Origin of the sequence: Faecalibacterium sp. 3, assembly GCF_048323735.1 — a bacterium.
Classification (GTDB): domain Bacteria; phylum Bacillota; class Clostridia; order Oscillospirales; family Ruminococcaceae; genus Faecalibacterium; species Faecalibacterium wellingii.
Genome location: NZ_JBLWFN010000001.1, coordinates 1705771 through 1731395, shown reverse-complemented (window position 1 = coordinate 1731395; position 25625 = coordinate 1705771). Strand labels below are relative to the sequence as shown.

Annotated in this window: 24 protein-coding genes and 3 pseudogenes; 2 read left to right on the top strand and 25 right to left on the bottom strand. The window is 48.1% G+C overall.

Translation table 11 applies throughout. The features are described 5' to 3' along the window. Nucleotides 1-530 precede the first annotated feature (530 nt). From ACNSPV_RS08210 to ACNSPV_RS08105, 22 genes and pseudogenes are all read right to left on the bottom strand, one after another. Complete coding sequence (locus tag ACNSPV_RS08210) at nt 531-806, bottom strand: TnpV protein (protein WP_418268302.1); 276 nt, start codon at nt 804-806, stop codon at nt 531-533. A gap of 939 nt (nt 807-1745) precedes the next feature. Beyond that, the gene (locus ACNSPV_RS08205) at nt 1746-3788 is read right to left on the bottom strand and encodes a DNA topoisomerase 3 (RefSeq protein WP_348583745.1); all 2043 of its coding nucleotides are present in this window, start codon (nt 3786-3788) and stop codon (nt 1746-1748) included. A gap of 81 nt (nt 3789-3869) precedes the next feature. After that, a complete protein-coding gene (locus ACNSPV_RS08200; protein WP_186854998.1) occupies nt 3870-4514 on the bottom strand; it encodes a CD1107 family mobile element protein in 645 nt (214 codons plus the stop codon). Next, nucleotides 4507-4788: a DUF4315 family protein gene (locus tag ACNSPV_RS08195; RefSeq protein ID WP_097776613.1), complete on the bottom strand. Its 282-nt coding sequence runs from the start codon at nt 4786-4788 to the stop codon at nt 4507-4509. The genes ACNSPV_RS08200 and ACNSPV_RS08195 overlap by 8 nt, the downstream gene beginning before the upstream one ends. A gap of 19 nt (nt 4789-4807) precedes the next feature. Then, entirely contained in the window at nt 4808-6829 is a 2022-nt protein-coding gene (locus tag ACNSPV_RS08190) for a CD1108 family mobile element protein (protein ID WP_348583746.1), read from the bottom strand. Between the two features lie 28 nt (nt 6830-6857). Continuing rightward, entirely contained in the window at nt 6858-7178 is a 321-nt protein-coding gene (locus tag ACNSPV_RS08185; protein WP_118538981.1) for a hypothetical protein, read from the bottom strand. Continuing rightward, nucleotides 7175-8119 (bottom strand): annotated as a pseudogene (locus ACNSPV_RS08180) (VirB4-like conjugal transfer ATPase, CD1110 family); the annotation flags it as partial. The pseudogene ACNSPV_RS08180 and the gene ACNSPV_RS08185, both read right to left, overlap by 4 nt. Nucleotides 8120-8192: 73 nt before the next feature. Further along, the gene (locus tag ACNSPV_RS08175; RefSeq protein WP_418268270.1) at nt 8193-8990 is read right to left on the bottom strand and encodes a group II intron maturase-specific domain-containing protein; all 798 of its coding nucleotides are present in this window, start codon (nt 8988-8990) and stop codon (nt 8193-8195) included. After that, nucleotides 8942-9874, bottom strand: a complete 933-nt coding sequence (locus ACNSPV_RS08170) for a reverse transcriptase N-terminal domain-containing protein (protein WP_418268269.1) — start codon at nt 9872-9874, stop codon at nt 8942-8944. The genes ACNSPV_RS08175 and ACNSPV_RS08170 overlap by 49 nt, the downstream gene beginning before the upstream one ends. Nucleotides 9875-10421: 547 nt before the next feature. After that, nucleotides 10422-10979: pseudogene (locus tag ACNSPV_RS08165) on the bottom strand (VirB4-like conjugal transfer ATPase); the annotation flags it as partial. 118 nt (nt 10980-11097) lie between these two features. Further along, a complete protein-coding gene (locus ACNSPV_RS08160; RefSeq protein ID WP_154255324.1) occupies nt 11098-12894 on the bottom strand; it encodes a reverse transcriptase domain-containing protein in 1797 nt (598 codons plus the stop codon). Nucleotides 12895-13417: 523 nt separating this feature from the next. Continuing rightward, nucleotides 13418-14377 (bottom strand): hypothetical protein, encoded by a 960-nt coding sequence (locus ACNSPV_RS08155; RefSeq protein ID WP_418268268.1) that lies wholly within the window; start codon nt 14375-14377, stop codon nt 13418-13420. Further along, a complete protein-coding gene (locus ACNSPV_RS08150; protein ID WP_097776609.1) occupies nt 14358-14735 on the bottom strand; it encodes a PrgI family protein in 378 nt (125 codons plus the stop codon). Before ACNSPV_RS08150 ends, ACNSPV_RS08155 begins: the two co-directional genes overlap by 20 nt. Before the next feature lie 79 nt (nt 14736-14814). Next, a complete protein-coding gene (locus tag ACNSPV_RS08145; RefSeq protein ID WP_348585197.1) occupies nt 14815-15651 on the bottom strand; it encodes a VirB6/TrbL-like conjugal transfer protein, CD1112 family in 837 nt (278 codons plus the stop codon). 64 nt (nt 15652-15715) lie between these two features. Then, nucleotides 15716-15931, bottom strand: a complete 216-nt coding sequence (locus ACNSPV_RS08140) for a Maff2 family protein (RefSeq protein ID WP_097776607.1) — start codon at nt 15929-15931, stop codon at nt 15716-15718. Nucleotides 15932-16179: 248 nt separating this feature from the next. Continuing rightward, nucleotides 16180-17799, bottom strand: a pseudogene (locus ACNSPV_RS08135) (VirD4-like conjugal transfer protein, CD1115 family); the annotation flags it as partial. Nucleotides 17800-18071: 272 nt separating this feature from the next. Next, nucleotides 18072-18572, bottom strand: a complete 501-nt coding sequence (locus ACNSPV_RS08130) for a PcfB family protein (RefSeq protein ID WP_348583748.1) — start codon at nt 18570-18572, stop codon at nt 18072-18074. A 41-nt stretch (nt 18573-18613) separates the two neighbouring features. After that, the gene (locus ACNSPV_RS08125) at nt 18614-18799 is read right to left on the bottom strand and encodes a hypothetical protein (RefSeq protein ID WP_118539045.1); all 186 of its coding nucleotides are present in this window, start codon (nt 18797-18799) and stop codon (nt 18614-18616) included. Nucleotides 18800-18803: 4 nt separating this feature from the next. Continuing rightward, nucleotides 18804-19499: a phage antirepressor KilAC domain-containing protein gene (locus ACNSPV_RS08120; protein ID WP_348583749.1), complete on the bottom strand. Its 696-nt coding sequence runs from the start codon at nt 19497-19499 to the stop codon at nt 18804-18806. A 13-nt stretch (nt 19500-19512) separates the two neighbouring features. Continuing rightward, the gene (locus ACNSPV_RS08115; RefSeq protein WP_348583750.1) at nt 19513-20412 is read right to left on the bottom strand and encodes a DUF6017 domain-containing protein; all 900 of its coding nucleotides are present in this window, start codon (nt 20410-20412) and stop codon (nt 19513-19515) included. Nucleotides 20413-20907: 495 nt separating this feature from the next. Next, nucleotides 20908-21546 carry a hypothetical protein gene (locus ACNSPV_RS08110; RefSeq protein ID WP_348583751.1) on the bottom strand — a complete coding sequence of 213 codons (639 nt, stop codon included), beginning with the start codon at nt 21544-21546 and terminating at the stop codon, nt 20908-20910. A 428-nt stretch (nt 21547-21974) separates the two neighbouring features. Next, nucleotides 21975-22181, bottom strand: coding sequence for a hypothetical protein (locus ACNSPV_RS08105; protein WP_148871829.1), 207 nt, complete (start codon nt 22179-22181; stop codon nt 21975-21977). A 279-nt stretch (nt 22182-22460) separates the two neighbouring features. Between ACNSPV_RS08105 and ACNSPV_RS08100 the strand changes: the two genes are divergently transcribed. Next, complete coding sequence (locus ACNSPV_RS08100) at nt 22461-22862, top strand: helix-turn-helix transcriptional regulator (protein WP_055185268.1); 402 nt, start codon at nt 22461-22463, stop codon at nt 22860-22862. 45 nt (nt 22863-22907) lie between these two features. Continuing rightward, nucleotides 22908-23462 carry an ImmA/IrrE family metallo-endopeptidase gene (locus ACNSPV_RS08095; RefSeq protein ID WP_348583752.1) on the top strand — a complete coding sequence of 185 codons (555 nt, stop codon included), beginning with the start codon at nt 22908-22910 and terminating at the stop codon, nt 23460-23462. A 71-nt stretch (nt 23463-23533) separates the two neighbouring features. Here the strand turns inward: ACNSPV_RS08095 and ACNSPV_RS08090 are convergent, their stop codons facing one another. The 3 genes from ACNSPV_RS08090 to ACNSPV_RS08080 form a co-directional block, all read right to left on the bottom strand. After that, nucleotides 23534-23716 (bottom strand): hypothetical protein, encoded by a 183-nt coding sequence (locus ACNSPV_RS08090; RefSeq protein ID WP_418268267.1) that lies wholly within the window; start codon nt 23714-23716, stop codon nt 23534-23536. A gap of 378 nt (nt 23717-24094) precedes the next feature. Next, complete coding sequence (locus ACNSPV_RS08085) at nt 24095-24706, bottom strand: VanZ family protein (RefSeq protein WP_348583754.1); 612 nt, start codon at nt 24704-24706, stop codon at nt 24095-24097. Nucleotides 24707-24712: 6 nt separating this feature from the next. Then, nucleotides 24713-25615 carry a sugar phosphate nucleotidyltransferase gene (locus tag ACNSPV_RS08080; RefSeq protein WP_348583755.1) on the bottom strand — a complete coding sequence of 301 codons (903 nt, stop codon included), beginning with the start codon at nt 25613-25615 and terminating at the stop codon, nt 24713-24715. Between the last annotated feature and the right edge of the window lie 10 nt (nt 25616-25625).

Genomic DNA, 25625 nt, shown 5'->3' with positions numbered 1-25625 from the left:
GCGTTCCATATAGCTTAGGGCTTCTGCGTGTTCATGCAGGGCATTGCCACGGGCTGCATCCAAAACCGATTTTGGTGCATACTCTCCCTGCTGCAAAAGCTGATGGATTCTGCAGCTGACATCTTCCCAGGACAGAAATGCTTTGTTTTTGGGGTCGTTCCGAACCGTATCGCCAACGGCAATCTGCATACCCAACTCATCGAACCAGACCGCATATTTTGTGCCACCGATCTCAAAGCCCTTGCCGCCCTCGCCATACTCTTTTTTGACGAAAGCGGTATACTCTTCCGGGGTCTGTTCGGTCATAAAGTTATAGATAAGGCGGAGCTGGCTTTTGCTTCGATTGCTTCCCGTCCGCAGGATTTCATCCACAACTTCTGCCGGAATCGTGATCTCATCGGCATACTGGGCCTGCATCGGGGCTTCGATTGTCCGAATCTGCTGTTCCACGGTCGGCAGACTGGGCAGAGAAAAAGCAGAGGCAATTTCTTCCTCTGCTTCGCTCAAATCCTGTTCGGTTGTGTCAGCGGTTAGTTGTACACCAATTCCTTCAGCACGATCTCTTCCGCCATCGCGGTCAGATTGTTCTGATGTGCCACCCATGCCATCTGTTCGGTTTCCTTGTTCGGAGCCGGATACTTCTCGTTCAGGCTCTCGATCAGTTCTTCCATCCGGTTCTCCGCCTGCTCGTCGATCTGCGCCAGATGCTGATTCAGCCTGCCGCTCATCAGCATACTCTGATACCAGTTCTTCTTGTTTTCCCTCAGATAAGTCCTGCGCAGCATCCCGTACTTCCCAATGCTCATCGGCTCGTCCTGTACGGTCAGGTTCGGAAACAGGTAGTCCCCCTTGCGGTGATAAGTCAGTTCCATACGGTTTTCCTCCTTCAGTGATGTTCGTTTCAGTTTCACGCTTTAATGTGCTAAAGTCCGTACTGGTATTATACAATCTGTCGGCAGTTTTTGCAAGATGTTCTGTGACTTCTTTTCGGTAAATTTTCTGCATTTCCCGTCCGATGTCACGGAGAACCGCTTCACATTGTTCCGAAACGGCATTGCCCAGGAAGGTCAAGACCGGAAGTTGGTTGAAATCCACAATACGGATAAAATCCTCATCGTCCAGCACTTCCAGCGGTTCCTGTTCGCAGCGTCGGGAAAGGGTATAGAAAATACTGTTGGTCATTAACTCCCGGAAACGGACACGGAGGTTATCTTCATCCAGTCCTTCCAGAAAAGTGTCTGCCACCTCATATTCCAGACCATCCATCGCTTCTTCCAGATTTTCAGCGGTCAACTGCTGTGCCAGTTCCATCAGCGCAGCATTCATGCTGTCCGTCTGCGTCAGAGCATAAGTATCTGCCAGATGGTCGAGGATCATCTGCTGGTGTTCCGAATCATCAATGCGCCAGAGGATCGGCGTTCTGCCGCCCTGCACCAGATGCGTGTCCGCAATGTCAAACACATAGCGCAGCTTTGCCCGTGGGCTGGCATCGTCCAAAAGTGCAATGCCTTTTGCGCCACGGTTTACCCAGCGGTTCATTTTCTTGTTCCAGACTTCCAGCTCTGCACAGGCGGTCGCATCAGGGCGCTGGGCATGGATCAGCAGAGTATCTTTGAACGAATAGCGGTACAGCCGTGCCGCCACATCCAGATAGTTCATCCAGTCTTTCGGAGAATTGCTTACCCACCGTGCGTTCTGCTGGGCAAGTTCCCGAATATCGTTAAATTTCGCCAATCGTTCCCTCCTTACTTCTTAGCTGGTGTTTTCGGAAATTCAAGACTGTACTGCGCCCTGCCATTTTCTATTGCCATAACAAGGTCTGCGGCAAAGGTCTTGTCCTTTTTGGCAGAGTAGAAGTCTTTTGCACAGGTACGTCCTTTCTTCAAAAGGTCAGTTGCCATCTTCTTTGTGAGCGTCTTTTTCATGCCGGAAAGGTATTTACTTTCTTTCCAGAGGGCAAATTTACAGTCCCGGTCAGAGCAATAGAAATTCAGCTTGCCTTCACAGACGGGCTTTCCACATACCGGACAGTTCCCGATAGATACCTTATTATAAATAGGTGATTCCTGTACGGTCGGAATTTGCCGGAGGTCTGCCAGCATTCGTTCCAGCAATCCACCGATGCCCTGCATGAAGTCGGCGGGCTTTGTTTCGCCCCGTTCCATCCGCAGCAGTTCATTTTCCCACTCAGCGGTCATGCTTGCCGATTTCAGGTAATCCGGGATATTTGCGATTGCCGTAACCCCCTCTGCACTGGGAAGAATCTGCTTGCCTTTGCGTTCCACATAGCCGGAAGATACCAGCTTTTCCAGAATCGCTGCACGGGTCGCAGGTGTTCCCAGTCCTTTCTTTTCCGTGTCTTTTTCAAACTCCTTGTTGCCTGCGCTTTCCATTGCAGAAAGCAGGGTGTCTTCGGTAAATGCTTTCGGCGGAGATGTAAAGCCCTGCTTTTTCTCCGCGCTCACCACAGGAATCACCTCGCCCTGTTCCAGTTTCTTGGGGAATGCCATATCCTTGCTTTTTTCCTGTTCTGCAAACGGAACAGGCATTGCGGTATGTCCCGCCTGCAAGACATTTTTGTATTTTGCAGTGAATTTCCTGTCCTGACAGCATACTGTTACCAGAACATCTTCATAGATGTATGGCGGCTGTACTGCCTGTTGCATCTTCCAGACGATGAGAGCAAAGACCTTTTCCTTATCCCCGGACAGGCTGTTTGACCCACGCTTGCAGCTTTCCAGTGTCGGCAGAATCGCATGGTGGTCAGTGACCTTTTTGTTATTGACCACCTGCTTTACTCCATCTGCTTCGCCGCCATAGTGTTTGAGCAAATCTGCCATGGTCTGCTGCATATCTTCCGTGATGTACTGGCTGTCCGTTCGCGGGTATGTCACCAGCTTTTCTTCGTACAATTCCTGTACGATCTTCAAAGTCTGACTGGCGGTAAAACCATAATAGCGGTTAGCTTCTCGCTGCAAGGTCGTTAAGTCATACAGCTTCGGCGCAGACTGTTCTTTCCGTTTGCGCTCAATGCTGCCAACTACGGCACACTGTCCATCACAAGCTGCCTGCATGGTATCCGCATCCTGCTCCTGTGCCATCCGTTCCGATTCTGCCACGATGCCATTTCCTGTGATTTCTACTTTGTAATACGGCTCTTTCACAAAGTTCTGGATTTTGTCCTGCCGTTCCGTCAGCATTGCCAGTGTCGGAGTCTGCACCCGTCCAATGGTCTGCCGCCTGCCGTATTTTTTGGTAAAAGCCCGTGTGCCGTTCATACCAATCAGCCAGTCTGCCTTTGCCCTGCACTCCGAAGCGGCAAACAGGTTGTCATACTCTGCGCCATCCTTTAAGGAATCAAAGCCCTGCTGGATAGCGGAATCTTCCATGCTGCTAATCCACAGCCGTTTGACCGGGAGTTTGCTGTCTGCCAGACCGTACACACGGCGAAAGATTGCTTCGCCCTCACGCCCTGCGTCGCAGGCATTTACCACATAATCAAAATCTTTGCTTCGGAGGAGCTTTCGCAGGATATTGAAATGCGCTTTCTTATCTTCCGAAACCAACAATTTCCATTCTTCCGGGAGAATCGGAAGATCATCAAACCGCCAGCTTTTATAGCGTTCATCGTAATACTCCGGGGCTGCATACTCTGCCAGATGCCCCAGACACCAGCTCACCACGCAATCCCCACCCTCCAGATACCCGTCCTCATGTTTGTATGCACCGATCACTTTCGAGATGGAACGTGCCACACTCGGCTTTTCTGCTATCACAAGATATTTCATGTATCCTCCTGCTTGTTTGAAAAAAGCAGGGACAGTCCGAATCAGACCATCCCTGCACCACTAGATTATACGGTTTTTCTATTATTCTTCGGTTTCTGCGTCTTGCCCTGCTTCCTCATCCTCATTCTTTGTCGGCAGAGCTTCATATTCCAGATTTTCTTTCGATACTTCCGGCTCACTCTGCTTCGGCTTATAAATGTAGAAATAGAAGAATGCGCCTGCACCGCCCACACCCAGGACAAATACGATTGCCAGAATCTTAGTCAGCTTTCCATCGTCCTGCTCCGGCTCTTCGATCTCAACCTCCGGTTCCGGCTCAGGTTTGGTTTCCGGCAGCACAACTGCCGGCTTCTCTTCCTCCTTGCCGTTGCGTTCCTCATCGGTCAAGAACTCCTGCAAATCGTACTCGTCGATCATGGAAAGCATATACACATTCTCATTGTTCCTTGCCCGGTCGATCACTAGAAAGAAAGTATTGCCGCCCTTGGTCTTGACCGTAAAGAACTCCTTACTTGAATCGTCTGTGATGTTATCCTCCACCTCGCCATTGCCCGCAATGGTGAACGGAAACTTTTCCTCTTCAGTAGGCTCTTCTTCCTCAATGACCTGCACAGGTTCCTCTTTGACTTCCGGCTCCACATAGGCAAATGCCGGAGTGGAAAAGCCCACTGCCATCAGCAGGGTCAGCACTGCACTGGGAATCACAATACCCAGCTTTTTAAGCATCTTTCGCAATCACATCCTCCATTTCTGCTTCTTCCGAAGTCTTATTCTCGTTATTCACGGTTGTCTGGAACGTCACATTCCCCGCCTGGATATTTTCCAGCAGCGCCAACAGGTCACGCCCGCCCAGCTTTGTGCTGCGGATAGCCCGAACGATCTCATTGTCCTCTTCCTTTTTCTGTGCAGCCCGGACATTTCTCAGGTACTCTTCCAGTTCCGCGATCTTGCTTTCGGTTTTCTCTGCATCATTCAAAAACTTCTTCAGCTTTTTGCTCATCTAGCTTCTCTCCTTTCCTCTACTTGATTCTGCCAAAACCAAGGAAGTGGTTCTGCCAGTAGGTCGAATTGATGCTGGTATAAGAAATCGGGTCGCCGCAGTGAATCATCATGCCGTTGCCAACATAGATGCCAACGTGCGACGCGCCGACGGTATTATAGGTTTTTTCAAAGAAGATCAAGTCACCCGGCTGTGCATTTGCAGGAGAAACGTAGCTGCACTTGCCGCGCAGTCCGTTTGCTGTCGTGCGTCCGACATTCCAGCCATTGCCGCAGTTATTGATGACCCAGCAGACAAAGCCAGAGCAGTCAAAACTGGTGCTGGGCGAACTTCCGCCCCACACATACGGCATACCCAGATACTTTTCGGCTTCTGCAATCATCCTTGCAAACTTTTCATCCGACAGGGCTTCTTCTGGAATATCATATCGGAAACCACCGCCGGAACTGCCGCCTGTTCCACCCGAACCGCCAGAGCCAATGCTTCCTGTTGTGCCGCCGCTGTATGTAGGTGAGCCTGCGCCAAACAGTTCCGGGCGATTGCCATAGGTCAGATTGTAGGCATCATACCGCCCAGTCTGCTTCCGATCCATGTTCTTTCTGGCAATGGTATCAAAGCCCTTGTTCTTCAGCAGGACGTTGAGGATTTTGTACTCATACTCCACTTCTTCCTGATAGGTATAGGTTTCCATGCTGACGTTTCCAAAAGCGTCAATCGTTGGCCGAATCCCTACTCTGGTTTCCATGCGTGTGCGAATCTCTATCGTTTCCCAGACTTTCAGGAGATACTGCTGCTCAAACAGCGACTTGATGACGGTTTTCACCTGTCCTCTGGTGAACTGCTCATATACGGCAGTCAGATGAGATATCAGCTGATACGGGTCATGCCCGATCTCATCCAACTGGTAACGGTATTCGTCATAGCCGGGATGCGTGGACTCCATCTGCCGTATCTGCTCATCCAGCTTTCGCTCCAGTTCCAGATAATCTTCTTCTGCACCTTTCATGTCAGCATCCTTACTAGGATACGTCGTTCCGATAAAGGTGCTGCCCGTTCCCTGGATCGCTGCGGAACAGCTTGAAAATGCGCCCATAATCAGCATGAGCACCAGTGCTGCGATGCCAAGTCCCGCCCACAGGGTCTTGTTCTGCACAACGATTTCCTGCACCGCCGCTTTTGCTTTTTCGGCAAGCGTGTTCGCCGCCGTTGCCGCCTGCTTGCTGGCAGCGTTTCCAGCTTTCCGACCTCGCTTGGCTGCTGCATAGGCATCCTTATACTGCTTTTTCTGATAGAATTTTGAACCGACTGTCTTTGTTGCTTCACCTCCTGCGGCAGTCGGTGGTGGCAGGTGCGGTTTCTTTTTCAGTGACGTTTCTGCCACTTCTTCGGCCATGCCGCCCTCACTCTCCGAAAATTTCAGACGGCTGGATTTCTTTTCCGCAGTGACCTTTTTCTCAGCTCTTGCGGATTTCTCTCTGGTCTTTTTCCTGCCTTTGGAGAATCGGTACAATCCTTCCAGCGTTTCTTCGCTCTTGTGCGCCGACTCCACGCCGGAGTTTTCCTTTTCGACCTGATGCACCTTGTTATGGGCAAAACCAGTGGCGGTATCCACTCCTTTCTTCGCCACCTTCTTAATGCCCAGCCCTGCGCCCCGGACAATGCCGCCCTGCTGCTCATCATCAAACGATAAGCGGCCCTTTTTCTTCGGCGCAGGCTCTGCATCTTCGTCCACTGGCGAAGCATCTTTTTCTTTCGCTTTGCCATCCTCCTGATGGGCTTTATAATATTCTGTACTCTGCTTGGCGGTGCTGCGCCGGGGCTTTTCCTCCTCTCCATCCTCGGCATCCATGCACACATCTTCTTTCACAACAGGGGTTTCTTCTGCACTTTCCGCAGCGTCTTTTTCCGAATCTTCCTTCTTCGGTGGTTCTTCTTCAACTGCGGACTTGGTTTCCCCGGTGCGGAGATTCTCTTCCACCAGACCGTCTTTGGTCATTTTCTGGACGATTTTATCTCTGCCCCGGAATCGCTTGTCTGCCATCGGATTCACCTCCCGTCCGGCAGGAAACTCATGCAATCAGGACTGCATGAGTCTCCCATTTATCGAGAATCCGCTCCAGCTCCCTGGCAAAAGCGATCAGCCGGGAATTGACCTCCGTGCGGTCGATGTAGCCCCGCTCTTCCATGTGGAATCCGTGGGTCAGTTCATCTGCCAGTGCGCCGACTGCGTAAAAGTCCTCCAGCACCGTATGCACCACCGATTCCTCATCGTGGAAGTTCAGCATTTTCACTTCCTGATAAGGCGGGCTAGAATCGCCATCGTATTTTGCTGCCTCAGCACGGTCATGCAGCTTCAGGATCATCTGGCTCAGTTTTTTCTCTTTCATCATGCGTCTTTCCTCTCCCTGTATTTTGCAATTTCATTCGGTTTCGTGGTCATAAGACCATAGAGTTTCAGCGAAGTATCAAACTTGTCCTTGAACGGGATAATGGTGTTGCCGTAGAACAGTAGTCCCTCGCCCTCGTTGCTGTTCGTCACATAGGAAAGCTGGAACGGCGAAATGTTGAGCTGCTTTGCAAGAATCTGCCTATCGCCGGATGCCTGATTCAGCATATAGATGAAATCGCTATTTTCAAAGATGTTCTCGATCTCCCGGCTTGCCAGCAGGTCTTTAATGTTCTGCGTAATACCCGTGGGGATGCCGCCCCATTTTCGGAAACGCTTCCAGATTTCAACACTGTATGCAGCAGTCTGCTCTTCCTTTAAGAGCAAGTGGAACTCATCAATGTAGTATCGTGTGTTTTTCTTTGCATTGCGGTTGATGGTGACACGATTCCACACCTGATCCTGCACGATGAGCATACCCAGCTTTTTGAGCTGCTTTCCCAATTCTTTGATGTCAAAGCAGATAAGGCGGTTATCCAGCTCCACATTCGTCTGGTGGTTGAACACCCGCAGAGAACCATTGACGTAGATTTCCAGTGCCGTGGCGATGCGCTGTGCCTGCCGTTCTTTCTGCTCCCGCAGGCAGTCGTACAGATCGCCGAGAATCGGCATATTCTCCGGCTTCGGATCATTCAGATATTTCTGATAGACCAGCGGCAGGCATCGGTCAATGACGGATTTTTCTTCCGGCTCCATGCCATCCCGTGCGCCCATGATAAGTTCACACAGGGAAAGTATGAAATCCGATTTCATGCCCAACGGGTTATCATCGTCCGCATAGTTCAGGTTAATGTCCATCGGATTGATGTAGTCCCGGCTGGTGGATGAGATATGAATGACCTGCCCGCCCAGGGCTTCGACCAGCGGATAATAATCGGCTGGGTCAGCGGTGTTACCACCGCCTTCCCGCCTAAGAACCGTACGTGACAGTTTCCCGTCATACGGCTCAAGCATTTCATCACTTTTTCAAGCGGTTCTCAGCATAAATTCTCTGACAGGCGCAATGAACGTAGCGCATATTACGAACATCTTCCACGCCAGTCTTTGCTTTTGGTGCAAGGTAGAAGATTTCTCTTTCTTCCGTTACATCCATCGGCATTCCGCAGTGGTAGCACAGCCCGTTCTGGTTTTTCCAAATCGTCTTGAATTTTCCAGTCAGCCGGTGCATTCCTTTATCGAATTTCCTTTTTTGAAAATACGCCTCATCGAGGAACGGATTTGCAGTAGCTTTTATCTTGGTATGTCGCACAATGGCTGTGCTGTCTACCCGTATCAGCTCCTTGTTTTCCGTAGAGAACACCCAGTTCCGATTACCGACACGATGCCAGTATCTCATGGAAATCCACCACTTGTTCTTCTTTGGGTGCCGTCTTTTAGCCCATCGCCACAGCAGTTCGTACAGGACATAATCCAGATGCGCGAACGCATCACTTGCGCATACGGACTGGTGGTAATTAGTCCAACCTCGAATTTGTTCATTCAACTTCATAATCAGAACATCTTGCTGCCACGCTTTTCCTCTGCGGAGAATCGTGTCAGAGATATTGGAAACGATAGCCTTGACCGCCTTTTTGGAAGGCTTGATAATCAGCTTTTCGTTATACTTTCTGAAGTTCCAGCCGAGGAAGTCGAAACCATCGTCAATGTTGGTGACAACGGTCTTTTCATCAGAAAGTTCCAATCCGCGTTCAGCGAGAAACTCTCGAATCAGCTCCTTTGCTTCAAGAGCCAGTTCAGGTGTTGCCGCTGTGACCACAAATCGTCTGCATAGCGGACGAAGTTTACTTTGTGGGCATTCTTAAATCTTGAATCGACCTTACCGAGCGCGTTCGTGTGAAAGCGTTCGACCAGCTTCTTCTCGATACCATCCAGCGTCATGTTCGCCAGAATGGGGGAGATAATACCACCTTGCGGAGTTCCTTCCTCGGTAGGAAAGAGTTCGCGCTGATAGATAAATCCCGCCTTTAAGAACTGCTTCAAAATGTTCTTGTCCATGGGGATGTTCGCCAGAAGCCAATCATGGCTGATATGGTCGAAGCAACCTTTGATGTCACCCTCCAAAACCCACTTCGGAGAAATGTGCTTGCGCGACAGTGCATTGAACAGATATTCGCAGGCATCCTGTGCGCATCTTCCTTTTCGGAAACCAAAGGATTTCCCATCTGCTGTTGTTTCCGCCACCGGTTCCAGTGCCAAAGCATAAAGAGCCTGCATTGCGCGGTCATACATCGTGGGAATCCCCAACGGACGTTTTTTCTTCTTGTCCTTCTTTTCGATATACACTCTACGGAGAGGACGCGCACGATACCCTTTATCTGTCAGCGATAGAACCGCTTTCATTTTCTTCGCCGGGGTGTTCCAGAGAACACCATCCACACCGGGAGTCTTGCGCCCATCGTTGGTAACGACACGCTTGACAGCCAGTGCTTTGGCGTAAAAGGAATGTGTCAGAAGATACTGAAGTCGTTTTACTGCGTTGTAGTCTTTTTGCTGAGTTGCCTTGACAATCCTGATTTGTAGCCTGTTGACTTCCCGCTCTGCCTTATGCCAGTCAATGTTTTTCCATTGGGCACTCAACATAGCTTCGTCCGACAGCTTCTCAGAAGTTTTACCTTCCGTCGTTGAATACTTATCGTTCACAGGAATACCTCCAATCTTGCCATGAAATACCCGGAATAAGTCAGCACCCTTTCAGGTCAGGGCAAATTTTGAACCCCTATGCTCACCGTTACAGTGAACCTTTCGCTTTTTATTCCATCTCATACCCTCTGCGCCATTTCTTCCTCTTGCGAGGTCGATACCTTTGTTCAAGGAACGCATAGGGTTTTCCACGTTCCACGTAATGCATAATTCTCGAATGCCTTAGCCGCCATCTTTGAACCGGGAGGATTTGTGTCCATTTGCTTCGGGGTAGCGAAAGGCCCCTCGGTCACCTCCAACACCTTTTGGTGTAGGTGTATCAGCCTTATTTCACCTATTCCCTGTAACGATCCTTACGATGATTCACATTACGTTCGACATAGCATTCTTTACCCTAACAGTACATCCGCTTTAGGCTGGCAGATTTCCCATATTGTCCTGTGAGCTTCCCAACGCCGGCTTTTGACCAGTGCAGGTCACAGTAGGGTTACTCCAAATGGATAGAGTAGCGTTTACACGCAATACATTACGCGACTTCGTGTCGCACCTCGCCTTCCGGGTCTGCGATGATAATATCGTCCGTTGTCGTGAAGAACACGTTTGTCATTTCACGCTTTGCGCTGAACGACTTACCACTGCCCGGTGTTCCAAGAATCAGACCGTTCGGGTTTTTGAGCTGTTTTCGGTCTGCCATAATCATGTTGTTGGACACGGCATTCAGACCGTAGTAGAGGGAATCACCCTCCATGAAAAGTTCCTGCGTGGTGAACGGCACGAAGATGGCAGTGGAAGTTGTAGTCAATGCCCGCTTGATGGGAACCAGATTATTGGCCAGCGGCAGACTGCTCATAAGCCCCTGCTCCTGCATATAGTCCAGTCGATTCAATGTGCAGTTGAACTTCTGAGCGATACCAGCCGTCTGAAACACTGCACTATCCAGCTCCTGTTTGGTTTTCGCAGCATTGAGGAACAGCACCGTAATAAGGAACATACGCTCATTGCGGCTCTGCAAATCATCCAGAATCTTCTTGGCTTCACCACCATAAGTTGCAAGGTCACTCGGAATAATTTCCATATCATAGCCGGAACGCACCGCCTTTTTCTGGTGGAGTAGGGAGCTGCCGCCTTACTATCTTGCAATAGCAGGTTTGCATCACCCTCTCCGGGAACCGTACTTACCTCTCTCGAAGTATACGGCTCTGTCATTGTTCGGTCAGAAAAACTCATTGATTGTGAATTAGATGGTGGCAATGCTCACACACTACAAGTGTCTTTCGCCGTTTTGCTAACATTGCGATTTCCCACGGTTCTTTTCCTTTAAGGTTTTTCAGTTTATTGATATGGTGGATTTCGTAACGTTCGCTTTCCGTTGTGCCACAGAGTTCACAAATTCTTGCTTTCAAACGCTTCTCAAGCGGTGTTACCGACTGACCATAAATAATTGCGGCATTGCTAATGCAGTCTGTTGAAATTTTCGCATCTTTACAGTCCATATAGTTGGCGAAATAGCGGCGCTTGGCTTTCTTTTTCGTTTCATAGGGGATACCCCATTCGCCAGTTCCGTCTTTATACATAGCAACAACTTTTGAGATTTTGCTTTTGTGTTTTGCTGCAAGCGTTTTTAGGCAGCTGTATTCCATAAGGTAAGACAGATATTTCAGTTTACAGAAGTTGCTGGCTATTCCGTAATAATTACAAATACCTCTCAACTCATCGTTGTAAACTGTGACTATCTCAAGGTCTGTCAGCCGTAGCAGGGAATTTCTGTGAACGGGAAATAGCTTTCCGTCCTTTTTCTGTATCGCTATACCCTTTGAGAAAATAAAGTTGTGGATTTTGTCATCGAATGGCACTAGCAGTTCAACATGGTTGTTGAGAGTTCTCGCTTTTGTGCCTTTCTTGTTCCGCTTTACTTTCTCACATCTTCTGACACGAACATCAAAACCTAAGAACCGGGCACATTCACTGCTGTGGGTAATAAGTGTCTTTTCTTCGCTGAGTTCCATCTTGAGTGTTTGCCCAATAAACTCAGAGAGTTTGCTCTTAATCCACTGGCAATCCTCTTTACTGCCCTTTACACCAATAATAAAATCATCTGCATAGCGGATATATTTGAGCTTTTTATCCGTCTGTGCTGTGCAAGGAGTTTTCAAAAGTTGTTTGCGGAGTGTTTTACACTCTGCAATCATGCTTTCTCTTTCTACTCCATTCTTTCTGTCGATGTGGTAGCAAAGATTTTTGATTCTATTGTGCAGTTCACGGTATTCCGGGGTGATTTTCCCTTTTTCAGGAGTGTCAAATTCGTCTTTTAGCTGCATGACGAATTTATCAAGTTCGTGCAGATAGATGTTTGCCAGCAACGGTGAAAGAATACCGCCTTGCGGTGTGCCGCTGTAGGTTTTGTGGTAAACCCAATCTTCCAAATATCCTGCTTTTAGAAATTTGTAGACCAGTTTTACGATGCGTGCATCTTTGACCTTGCTGCCGATAAATCCAACCAGTGCATCGTGATTTATATTGTCAAAGCACCCTTTAATATCCCCCTCAACAAACCAACGCACACCACCAAATTGGTACTTCAATTTGTCTAATGCGGTGTGACAGCTTCTTTTCGGGCGGAATCCATGCGAGCAGTCCAGAAAGAGCGGTTCATAAATTGCTTCCAATATCATACGGAGTGCTTCTTGAACCAATTTGTCCGTAAAGGTCGGAATACCTAATGGACGCTTCTTCTTCGGATTGCTTTTCTTTGCAATATAAGTTCGTCGTACTGGCGTGGGCTGATAGGTTTCATCTGCCAAGGACTGAATGATTTTTTCAATCTTAGCTTCGCTGAAACCGTCTGCTGTGTCTTGATTGATACCTTTTGTCGATGCACCCTTGTTCGTGTACAGACGCTGGTATGCCTGATAGTAAATATCTGGGCGCAGCAGATAGCGATACAATCTAGTAAATACTTCTTCCTTATGGGTTAATGAGTCTTTGCTGATTCTTTCTAAAATTTCGGTTGTTGGTTGCAATGAGGTTTTCCTCCCTAATCAACGTTCTATCTTAGTACACAATAACTACGCTCCTTCGCCATGTAAGGGTCATTATCCCTCTCGGACTACTATGAGCGTTCCGTACCCATGCAGGATTTTCAGGCTCTACAGCCATAGCCTTTTCAGGCGTTCCTGTGTAGGGTATCCCCAGTTAACATTGTGTGTAGGGAAATGCGGATTGTCGGTATGCGCTTTCGTTTCCTTGCCATAGGTTCTCCTACAGATTCCATGAACATTGAGATAACCGATGGATGGAAGAGCATCATCCATCGCGTTCATGACAGAGGTTTCAGACATTTTCCTCCGCCTGAAAATAACAGAAATTAGAAACTTGCGTATCAGTAAACCCAACTTCATCCTCGTATCCGCTTAACATGGCGGTTCAGTCGCACAATACTGTCTTTCAGTGACTTACCGCTTTCCTGCCGTGCTCTGTTCCCGTTTCAGCTTTCGCCTTTCGGTTAGGCAGGTTGTTTCCCGCGTTATCCTACGGGGTAGTCCCTTACGCTACACTACACAATGCCCTATCTGGGCGCACTTCCTCAATCTTCATGCGGTCAAGGTCTGTGATCTTGCCCTTGATGAGTTTGATTGCCTTGAGCTGGTCTACCGACTGCACATGGATGCTGACCACCAGATTCTTGTCCATGTCCAGAAACTCTGCCAGAACCTTATCCGTCAGTTCCGGGGCAAGGATGTTCAGATAGGATACTGCGCCGATAGTATCTCCCATCTGGAAGTCCTTGCCGCTCTTGAACAGAAAACTGGTCGGAGCAATGAAGTCCTTGGTAGTCATGCCGCTTTGCAGGATGCGGTCATAGCTGAACTCAAACTTCCGTTCTTCCTCCTGATGGAACATCTCGTACATGATCTGTAATCGTTCCACACCATTCAGAGGATATGCTTTTACGCCCAGCACCTTGAAATTGTTGAGAATATCGGTTTCGATACGCTCCAGCCGGGGCTTTGCTTCTTTCACGCTTTTGGCTTCAATGCTGAACGTGATGTACTTCGTCCGAACCAGACCGTTGTTGCCCTTGGCAAGCTGCTGTTTCAACATCTGCGCATATTCCATGCGTACATCATCGAACTGGTCATGCTGCGGCTCAATCTGAATGACCTTGTTGTATTCGCTCATATCACTTTTGTGGTTAATGAACGAAAGCTGAAAGCGGATGCTGGAATCAAAGTAGTTGAGGAAGTCACACCAGCTTTCAAAAATGGTGTTCTTATCTTCGTTTTGCGCGAGCTGATAGTTGATGTCATAGAAGCGGACGGTTTTGGAATACAGATGTTCCTCCACCCGGCAGATGCCGTCCCGTCCCATTTCCAGATACGGAATCGACCGCTGCACGGTCAAGTGATGCTCTTTCTTCTTTTTTGCTTCTGCCTTTGCAGACGGCTTGAAGAATTTCTGGAAGATGCCGCCGAACAGCGGCTTCTTATCCTTTTCTTTTCCCAATAATGCCTCCCTTCTTCACTTTTGGTGTTACAGGTTTCTCCGGCTCATATTCGTACAGATTTTCGATCTCGTAGCGGCGAACCGCCGGACGTTTGAAACGGACATTGATGAAGTTCGTCAGAATGGTTTCAAGGTGCATCCCGTTTTTCTCGAACAGCGCAAAGAAAAATTCCGGGAGCATCAGCAGCACCATGCCCGCCGCCGCGTTGCTTGTGCCAAGTGTTCCCCGTGTGAGAAAGTAGAACGGAACACCAATGGATGCCGCAAAGCCCATACAGATGAGCTGCCGCTTTGTCAGGTTGAGAAAGACCTTGTTTTTGACTTTGGACAGGTCTTTCGGGATCGTTACATAAGCCATTCTTCACCATGACAGCCAGACACGCCGCCGGGATACGGCTTTTATCTGCTGTCTTTCCTTTCCTCGGATTTTCCCGGTTTTAGTGACTGCCGAAGATCTGTTTGGACAGACTTCCCGTTTTCATCAGGCTGAAGCACAGAATCACGGTATACGCTGCAACGCCGATCAGTGCGGAGTGCATATTGCTGGAAATCCGCACCGAAGAGATCAATGCTGCGTAAATCGCCACACAGACCATCATCAGAAATGCCTGAAATGCAAGGGCGAACAGTCCTCTGAAATAGTTGGTTCCTACATGACCCCATTCACGGTTGCTCATCGTTGCGAACGGGATCGGGGCAAGCGATGTATAGAGATAAATCTCTATCATGCGCCCATAGACAATGACAGTTATCACCACCGACATAATTTTCATGCAGAAGCTGACAAGGAAGGTTTCAAGAGCCATCACTACCAGTTCACCGATCTCCATGGTTGCCATCGCCGCCTGCATCTGCATGGACAGCGAACTAACATCAATGGCAGTCTCGCCGTTGATGATACCGGAAGCCGAATTAACTACCGATTGTCCAACGTCAAAGACTGCCATTGTAATTGTGAACGTATTGCTGACCAGATAGATTGCGACCCATGCCTTGACAAAATACTTGAAGAACATCCATGTATCTACATCATGCAGGTTGTTTCGCTCGGTCAGCATCGAGATCAGCTCATAGCAGAGTACCAGAGTGATGATGATTCCGGCAATCGGAACTACCACCGACTCTGATAAGTTCTGAATCATACTGAAAACGCTGCTGTTCCAGTTTTGTGGAGTGCGTCCAACCTGAGCCGCGATCTCACTTGTCTTTTCATTGACATCCGTGAACATCGTACTCATGTTGGACTCCACCATTCCTGTCAGAAGTTCCCGCATCCATTTTTCGATGGCTGCAAAGATATTATCGAACAATGGCGGGAGTACCTCCTATCGCGGGTGCTTAGCCGAACAGACCAGAGAGCAGAGGGATCAGCTGCGTACCGATGAGAATGACGCCGCCACCGCTCATGAGCTGCTTCATGCCCTGGGACTTTGCACCCGGATTGTCGTTGCCATATCCTTCCATCAGATTGACAACACCCCAAACGCCAAGACCTGCGCCAATAGCCACAACGAGAGTCTGCAGAACGGTAATAGACTGATTAAAGAATTCCATATATTATTTTCGCCAGACCGCAGATTTGATGAATATTTGCGATTCCAAAAGGAAAGCGGGCTGGCACATCTTCGGTGCTGCCCGCTTCCTGCGATTCTGGCTTCTCCTTTCATTTTCAATAAAGTCAGCCTTTTGGAATCACATGATAGATGGTGGTTATTTCGTGTCGGTCATACGGATCACCTGTTCAGGGTCTGCCCGAACGGGTGGGAGGGTGTATCGCTTGCTGTTGATAAAAGCCTCCTTCCTTATTCTTGTGCCTGTTCGGTCACATCCACTTCATAAAGGTCAAATTCTTCCGTGGTGAGCAGCAGCAGTTCGTGTTTCAGGTAGCGTTCTACGTCGAACTCGTTTTTCTTGTCGAAATCCGAAAGTTCCTTGTACCGCTTATGTTTGGTAATATCAAACTTATCGCTCAGGAATGGTCTGACACCTCTTAACTGTAAGATGCACTTGCTGCCGTCCATGACTGCAAGCTCATCCCGGCTCATCAGTTCTTTTCCGGTCTTTTGGTAGTTTGTGCCAAAAGAGGGGCTGTTGCCGCGGGTATCCGATGTGTTGTAAAGGTCGATGGTTTCCTTGCCCAGGGTTTCAGAAATCTCCTTGAGGGTGGAGCTTTCCTTGCCGCCAAGGAACAGCATCGTGTCGCAGTTGCCAATGATGGTTTCTGCGGCATCCTTGTAAATGGTCTTTAGCTGGCTTTGCGATTGGAGAATAATCGAAGCAGAAATCTCACGGCTGCGGATGGTAGCGATCAGTTTATCGAACTTTGGAATCTGGCCGATGTTTGCAAACTCGTCCAGGAGCAGCCGCACATGGTACGGAAGTCTGCCACCGTGTTCATCGTCCGCCTTATCACAAAGCAAATTGAATAGCTGTGTGTACAGGATCGACACCACAAAATTGAAGGTATCATCTGTATCGGAGATAATAACGAACATTGCCGTGCGCTGATCTCCCAGCATATCCAGCTCCATCTCGTCGTATACCATCAGGTCACGCAGTTCCTTAATGTCAAATGGAGCCAGTCTCGCACCGCAGGAAATCAGAATGGACTTCGCCGTTTTACCTGCCGCCAGCTTGTACTTTTTGTACTGCCGCACGGCAAAGTGTTCTGGTTTAGCCTTTTCCAAATCCTCAAATAGTTCATCGACCGGATTCTTGAACTCTTCATCATCCTCGCGGGCTTCGCTGGCATTGATAAATTCCAGCAGCGTGGAGAAGTTCTGTTCTTCTTCCGGGGCTTCATAGTAGATATAACCGATGAGTGCGCAGTAGAGCAGGCGTTCTGCCTTGACCCAGAAATCTTCGCCGGACTTCTCGCCGTCTCCTTTCGTGTTGGCGATAATCGTATTGACCAGTTTCAGAATATCTTTCTCACTGCGGATATAGTGGAACGGGTTATAGTGCATCGACTTCTTGAAATTGATCGTGTTCAGGACTTTGATTTTGTACCCGGCATCCGAGAGCATCTTTCCGCATTCAATGATGATCGTACCTTTCGGGTCAGTACAGACATAGCTGACCTTTTCGGGCATCTGCATCAGATTGGGCTTTACGAAAAACCGTGTCTTGCCACTGCCAGAGCCGCCGATCACAATGACATTCTTGTTTCTGGCATACTTCGGATGCTTTGGTCTGCCGCTCATCATCAACCGTTCCGTCTGGGTGAGCAGCACATTATTCTCGAATACCGGGTCAATAAAAGGTTCAATGTCCTTGGCATTGCCCCACCGGGCAGAGCCGTATTCCTCTCCCTGACGATACTTCTTTGCGTTCTTCCCCTTAAAGTAGATCACGGCTTTCAGTGCTGCTGCACCGATCAGACCCACCAGCAAGTCGAACGGATGGACACTTGGCAGATAACTCTTGTAGGCCAGACCGAAGTTCATAAAAAGAACCATCAGCCTGTCCACGATGGTATCGCCATTACAGTGTCGGTACAGCCATGCGGCTTTCTCCACCATGTAAAAGGCGATAATGTAAGGAAAATTCAGCAGGATCAGCTTTTTCATATCTGCCGACTGCATCTTTCCACTGATTGCCGCCGCTACTTTCTTGCCCCATGCCGTTCCGCCTGTCTGGTTGGAGGGGGCTTTGCGCGGTCGTTTGCTCTGTGCGGTCGTTTTCTTTTTCTGGCTCATCGCACCTGCCCTCTGTCTTTCGTCTTTTCCTTGGTGATTTCCCGGTGCTTGGCAACACGCTCCTTTGCCTGCTCCAGTTTCTTACGGATGGACTGCCGCTGCTCCTTTTTCAGCGAAACTCCGGTGTATTCCTTGAACGCTGCCGTCATAACGTCTACATCTTTCGCCTTGAAAAAGACCAGATAGTCGGTTTTACCCTCTTTTTCTGCCTTTTTCAGACTATAATCAATGCCGTACTTCCGGGCTACCCGGTCAAACGACTTGATGTTATTGTCCGTGACAACGATATTGGTAAGCTGTGCGCCGCTCTGTTGCAGGCTCTTGATGCTCTGCTTTCCTCTCTTACATCGGTTCTGCCCTCCCATCTTCTTCGACTGCTGTTTTTTCTTCTCGATCTCTGAAAGCAGCTTTGTCAGTGCTGCTTTCAGAAGCTGCGCCGAGATTTTTCCGCCTTTGATGCACAATGCCATCGTTTTTTCGTTTACTTCATCCTGCACCTGCGCCCTCCTTTCCGGTTTATAGTTTTATCCAAACGGCATCAGACACTGACTGTGCCTGATACCGGGGGAGCCGTATCGCCAAAGACCGAACGAAATTTCTTTCTGCACTGGTGCATCATGTAGCCGCACTCCCTGCGGTGTCGGCAGGAAATGCAGGGATGGTCACTGTCCGTTCCCGGACGCTGGCGCATCATACGTTCAAACGGGCTATTCGTAAAGTTCATAGGCTCACCCCTCCTGTTCTGCCATCGGAAGAATCCCACGCCGTTTCAGTTCGTGGTACAGAAACTTCCTGCCTTTGTGCGTCCATGCCGTATGCAGCTTTTCCACTGCACTGCCATCACTCCGATGGAGCCGGAAAACAAGGTTTGCAGTATATCCCTTATCCTGATGCTTTGCATACAGCACCCACTGGTTATTGGTCCGGTACTGGATACCGTGCAGATGGAGCAGACGATTGAACACCTTTGCACCGCAGCCGTACTCTTTTGCGATCTGTGTCGTTGTCACCAGCGAATCGGGCGGCTGTGATTCGTAAAGACGCTTCGGCGGCGCGTGGCTTTTGCACTTGTGCTGATGCAGCAGTTCAATAACTGCCTGCATCCAGTGATCAGTTCCCATGCAGTGTTGTCCTTCGCAGCTGCGGAAACAGTCGTTTTTGTGGAAGTGATGGAGCTTGTACAACTGCTTTGCCATCTCCAGCGTGATCCGATAGTCTTTCACATACCGCTGCACCGTGCGCCCGCCCTCATCCTGCGGGCGGACACGGGGAACGAACTCATAGTCCCGGCCCTCCACAAATCCATACTGACACATCCGGGGGAACCACTTGCGGAAGTCACTCCGAATCTGCATCTGGTCGTACAAGTCTCTCGCCCAGATCACCGATGGAGCCATATCAAAATTCATAAAAAACACGCTCATTGCATCGTCCTCCTTAATTGCCTCTGCCGCCCCATCCAAAATCATGTCTGACCTGTGCAGCGTAATAGCTGTCAATCGTGGTCGGAGCATTATACAGTGTGGCAAGCAGATATTGTTTAATGTTTCGTACCTGTGTGGTATTGCTTTTCAGACATTCCATCACATACTGGATGTGCATGGAATCCAGCTTCATCAGGCGGCTTTTGACCACCTCTTTCGGCTTTTCTTCTCCGCAAATACGCAAGAACTTTTTTCTGCTGGTCACGGTTTCCACAAGCAGTTCCAGAATCTCCATCAGGATTTCCCGGTCATGCGGGAAGTTCTTCTCTAAGATCGGGATTTCCAGCTTGTCTTGAAAATAGAGGCGATACCTCTCATCTTCCCGCATCTCCCCGGATATGTTTTCACCAGATTGTGCAGAATAGATTTGATCAGTCTCACTACTATCAGTATTATTATTTATATCAGTCTTACTTCCGTTTGATTTCCATACTCCCGGAAGTTCGCTTTTCAAACCACCAGAAGTTTGATTTTCATACTTCCAGTAGTTCGATTGTGAAAGTCCCGCATAGAGGTCTTTTACATAGAGCAGGTTCGGCTTTCCCAAGCCCTGCCTGCGCCGCTCAATAAGCTGATATTCGTGTTCCAGCTCGTCCAGCAGTTTGACCGCTTTTTGTCTGGCACATCGAATCGAATCCATGATTTCATCTATCGTACAGATGATGTAGGCATTTCCATTCTCGTCCTGCCAGCCATTTTTAAGCGAGAGATTCATCCGATCCAGCAAGACTGCATAAAGCAGCTTTGCATCGCCAGACATCTTTTCAAACAGGTCTACCTTGATGAGTGCTTTCGGCACACGGTAGAAACTGTATCGGTCTGCTTCCAGACCTCTGAAATACGGGTACTTCATGTAGATTCATCACCTCCCCTCCTGCTGGATTTGCACTATTATAAATAACAGTACATTCCTACGACGGAGCATCTTTCGACACTCCGCCGCAGTGTATCTGCTGTTATTTGAGCTTTGCCATTCTGCCCCAGCCCGTTCCTGCCCCATATTTCAGCGGCGTTTTCTCTGACAAGACACGCAGGATGCACATTCAGTATCAGAAGTATCTCTCTGGGATGGCTTATTCAATTTTCAAGGTTCCGGTGAGAGGTTTTGTATTGTCCTCTCATCCTTAGAATCGGAGAAAGGTCATTTTGCAAGGTGTTTTCAAAAAAAGTTTTTGAACTTTCTATGAACTTTCCGATTGGGATGGAGATTTTTTGTGTCCTCTCACTCCTAGAATCGGAGAAGGGCTATTTCGCAAGGTGTTTTTGAAAAAAATTCAAAAAAATTTTGAGCCGCCCAATTCAGAGTGCTTTCTGCGATTGGACGGCGCATTTTTCGATTATGTATATGTTAGCAGCTGCACAATGCCCGGAAGTGCTTTTTCTGTATCTTGTAAATTGCTGCGTTATAAATTCCGGTAAGATTCTGGCGGGTCATGCCAAGGTGTTTTGCCGCCTCTGTGAAAGACAGACCATGGAACAGGTGGATGTGAACGACCTTTCTCTGCAAATCAGTCAAAGTAGAGAGCAATTCTTCCACTCTTTCCTCACTTATCATTCTTTCCAGTGTGCTGACTGCTTCATCGACTCCCTCCAGGATTTCTTCCTTATACTCCCTGTCCTCACGGGATGGCATCCATTTTCCCTGAATGATCTCGTAGTTCATGAAAATACGATCCTCTCCTTCCAGAACCAGACGGATGTGCCACTCGTATTCATCAAATTCCTCTTCCTCAATGTGATGCCCCGCACCCTCCAGTGCATCATATTTATAATGTACGCAGTTGCGAAGCGAGAAAACGGTCACTCTTTTATGCGCCCGGTAAATCACATAACCATTTTGGTAGACACTGATGCTTCCATGATTTTCCAGAATCTTCTCAGCTACCACTGGCACACCAGATACCTCAAGTGCCTTCACGGTTGGAACACGCTGTTCCTTGTACGAAGGGAGTTCAACAAGCTTTTTCAGATCCTTGAATGTCATCATAATGTCCACCTTTCTGCCTTTTGGCTGCGGGCGGTCTGAAACAAAAAATGCAGCAAAAGTTGTCCCAGACTTACCCGTTTTTTTTGAACGGGAAGTCTAAGACTTCTCCTACTGCATCGCTATTTCATGATTCACTTTTAAGGTGTGATGTTTAGTCTCTCATATATAGAATTGCTGGAAGGGCATTTCGCAAGGTGTTTTTGAAAAAAAATTAAAAAAGCCGGAACAGGATGAACTACTTGCAGGCGCACTACTGCACTGCATTCGCTCATTCTGTTCCGGCCTATATCACATATTGCTACGGTATCGCTCTAACAAACAGATATTATATTGTAGACCCAAAAGAACGTCTGATGGAGCTGGTCGGCTAACCAGGTGCCGCCTAAGATTCCACCTCTGCGCTTTCAGTGTCGATGAAGCACTCTGCTTCAGGCTTCTTTCCGTTGGTTCTCTGCTGTGAAAAATTCGATACTCTTCACGGGAAGGCCGTGAATGCTCTCCACCAGAGATTCAGCAGAAATATAATCTTCACAGCCACCACGCTTGATCTGAAGCATATTCTTTCCATCAACGACACTGCGATTCCCGATCCGCAGCCCTTTTGGGGTGCGGATTTCATGTTCTCCGTTGCTCATCTTCTCACGGCCTCCTTTGTGTTGGTTTAAGTTTCTTCTTCTATTCAATTTCACCTTTTGAACTTCCGCTCTTTTTTCACCTTTTTCGACTTGCATATTTACGTTTTTTACGGTATAATAATCCAAAAGATGATAGAATATAGCATATATTATAAGCAAGTCGTGTCGCCGTGTCAAGATGTAAATGTGAAAATTTGTTGCATCTTCCAGATTGAATATTTACAAATCCCGTTGCACATTGTTACAGCACGATAACTACGCCATAGAAAGGTTGCAAACATGAAATTTGGAGAGAAAGTTCGCGATCTACGAAAGAAACATTCTTTAACACAGGACGAATTGGCACAATGTCTGGGTATCAACAAACGAACGATCATCGGATGGGAGCGTGATGGCCGCTACCCTCGCAGTATTGAAATGCTTGAAAAGATGGCCGATATATTCCATGTACCTTTGACCTATTTGCAACCGGATCAGTCTTTATTTATCGAACGTGCTGCCGAAGCCTACGGAAAAAAGGGCAAAATAGAAGCCCAGCATCTCGCATTTGAGCTTACTGAGCTATTTGCCAGCGGAGAGCTGACCCCGCAGGATATGGACGGCATCATGTATGAAATGCACAAAGCCTATTTTAAGTACCGAGAACAAAAACGAGAAAAGGAACGAATAATGAACCTGTAAACCACTGTTCTATTCACTATGCCATCCCCGGAAGGAGATTACATTATGGATTCAGCGTTTATTCACCAAGCTGCCAACGAACTTGTCCAAAATGCCGGAACTCGCAACATCAAACAGATCGCGCGTAGTTGCAGTCTGGACATCAGTGAAACATCTCGCATTAAAGATATGTTGGGTTTGCTTTCACTCTATTTTGATAAGCCACTGATCCTTATCAATCGCCAGCTGGACAAACAGACAAAGCAGATGGTGTGCGGTTATGCGCTCGGACATTATCTGGAGCATCAGCTTCTTATGGACTTGCATACTCTGAACAAATTTCTGACCATTAAGGATAAGCACATCCTTCTTTATGAGCATAACGCTTTCACATCCCACCTGATGCTGGACAGTGATGAAGTCTATCAAATGACGAAACGTGGGCTGGACGCTGCGCAAATTGCTGTAGCTAAGCGGATTCACCTCAATCTGGTGATGGTGAAACTTCTTGAGTTGCATCATCTGGGATACGATCTAAGGCACTATCACGCCCAGCACCACGCGTTTATCAAACAGTTCAACCTTCCTGCACATTTTCAGTTTGATGTTGCCGCCGGATGAACTTATGTTCTTATAACCCTAAAACCCGTAATGAACGGCGCGTTACGCCTGTCCATCACGGGTTTTTCGTGTTATTTCAGTTTTTCGAGGATTTCATCAGCACTCATGCCTTCAGCAAGCAGCTTTTTCAGAACAGATTCTGCCTCTGCTTTCTTTGCTTCCTCTGCAGCCTTAGCATCTGCCTTTGCTTTCTTTTCTTCCAGAGTGGCCACTTCTTTTTCGGCCTTCCTCAAAGCAGCCTTTTTTGCTTTCAAATCAGCCTTCAAAGTGTCAATGTTGGCGGTGATGGATGCAATCTCGGCTGTGAGTGCTTCCTTCGCGGACTGCTTTTCCACAATCTGCGTTGCAAAATCAGCAGTCACAGTTTTGGGCTTATTCTTGCTACCTTTGGTTCTGGGCATAGGTGATAACCTCTTTCCTGTTATGATGGTTTAATTATATCACTGTGGGATAATAAATGAAATATATAATATCGTCCATAATGATAGCACCTATTTGTTTTTCTACATTTATTCGTTATCACATCTCTGCCGATCACGGATCGTTGCCTGCTGCTCACCACGAAGAGGTGTATGATTATCCGAGCAGCATCGGGAGCCACCGCTCCCAATATTCCACATAATTCTATTCTTTTACAGATGCTTTTTTGCCTTCGTAATTTCGTAGTACATTAAACCGCCAATCATTCCACCAACTGTGTTATAGAACAAATCAGACAGTTGGAATGTACCGAGCCTTAAAAACAGCTGTAGCATCTCAATGCTTATCGAAAAAATGAGCGCTATCTTTCCGCTATACCACAGTATCTTCTTCCAGCTACTGCCCACTTTCTCTTGAAATGTCCATATAACCATGCTGGTGAACGGCACCATCATAATCACGTTCTCGATGCACTCGGTGGTCAGCTTCTGTTCACCGTTCACTGTCTCCCAGATGCCCCAGCCACCCATGACATCGGACAAAGGATTTAGCCATAGATTACGGTTTAGTAACGTTCTAAACAAAATCATTGATGTCACAAAGGCCAGTAAGAACAACTTCCGAAAGAACACGCTTTCTTTGAACTTCTGATACCAGGTCACTATGGCACTCTTCCATCCTTTGCCCGCATGTATTGGCTCATACGCATACAGGTAGAAAAACATGGCGAGGAAAGAAAGAAGGAGTGAGAATCCAAACGGCTCATAGAGAGCAGTCAGGATGTTTGTGATAATCTTCCCGAGTAAATCAATCGTTTCTTTCATCGCTGTTTACAGATCACTGAACAGGTCAGCCTTGTACACACCGTTCTCCAACATCTTCTTGAAGCTGTCCTTTACAGCTGCGACATCCTCATGGTAGGTCATGCCGTACCAGGTGTCGTTGGTCTTCAGAACCTTCACTGACATCTTTCCCCGCTCCAGCAGTTCACCGATGAAGATAGGGATCAGATACTCTGCTTTCAGCGGATTGCCCGGAACTTCTTTCTCAAAAAACTCTTTGAAGCCTTCCTCCAGAACATCCAGAAAATCAGGAGTCAAGCCCCACATATTCATGGATACCAGAGAATTCACATCAACAACCACACCGTCTGCCTCTGCTCCATCTGCAGTCTTGACGATGTTCTTGGTTTCCACAACCTCAGTCAGATTGTTCTGGTCGTCCATCTTGCAGATGCCACGGGTCACACCGCCATTATCAGACAGCGTGTTCTTCAGCACAAATCCTGCCATGCAGGACTTGCCACCATTCATCAGATACTCATGTACGGCTTTGAAACCTTCCTTGCCATAGTAATCGTCTGCATTGATGACGATAAACGGAGTCTTGATGACCTTCTTCGCTGCAAGCACAGCCTGACCGGTTCCCCACGGCTTTGTCCGGCCTTCTGGCAGAGTTCCCGGAATGTCGTTGATATCCTGGAAAGCGTAGTCTACAGTTACGTTGTGAGAGGAGCAAATGGAGGCAATGCGATCACCAATGACCTCTTTGAACTCCTTCTCGATATCCTTGCGGATGATAAATACCACATGATTGAAGCCAGCCTCGATTGCATCATGAATCGAGTAATCCATGATAATATGGTTAGAAGCATCTACCGGCTCCAACTGCTTGATTCCTGTTCCGAAGCGGCTACCGATACCGGCCGCCATGATAAGCAATGTTGTTTTCATAACTCTCTCC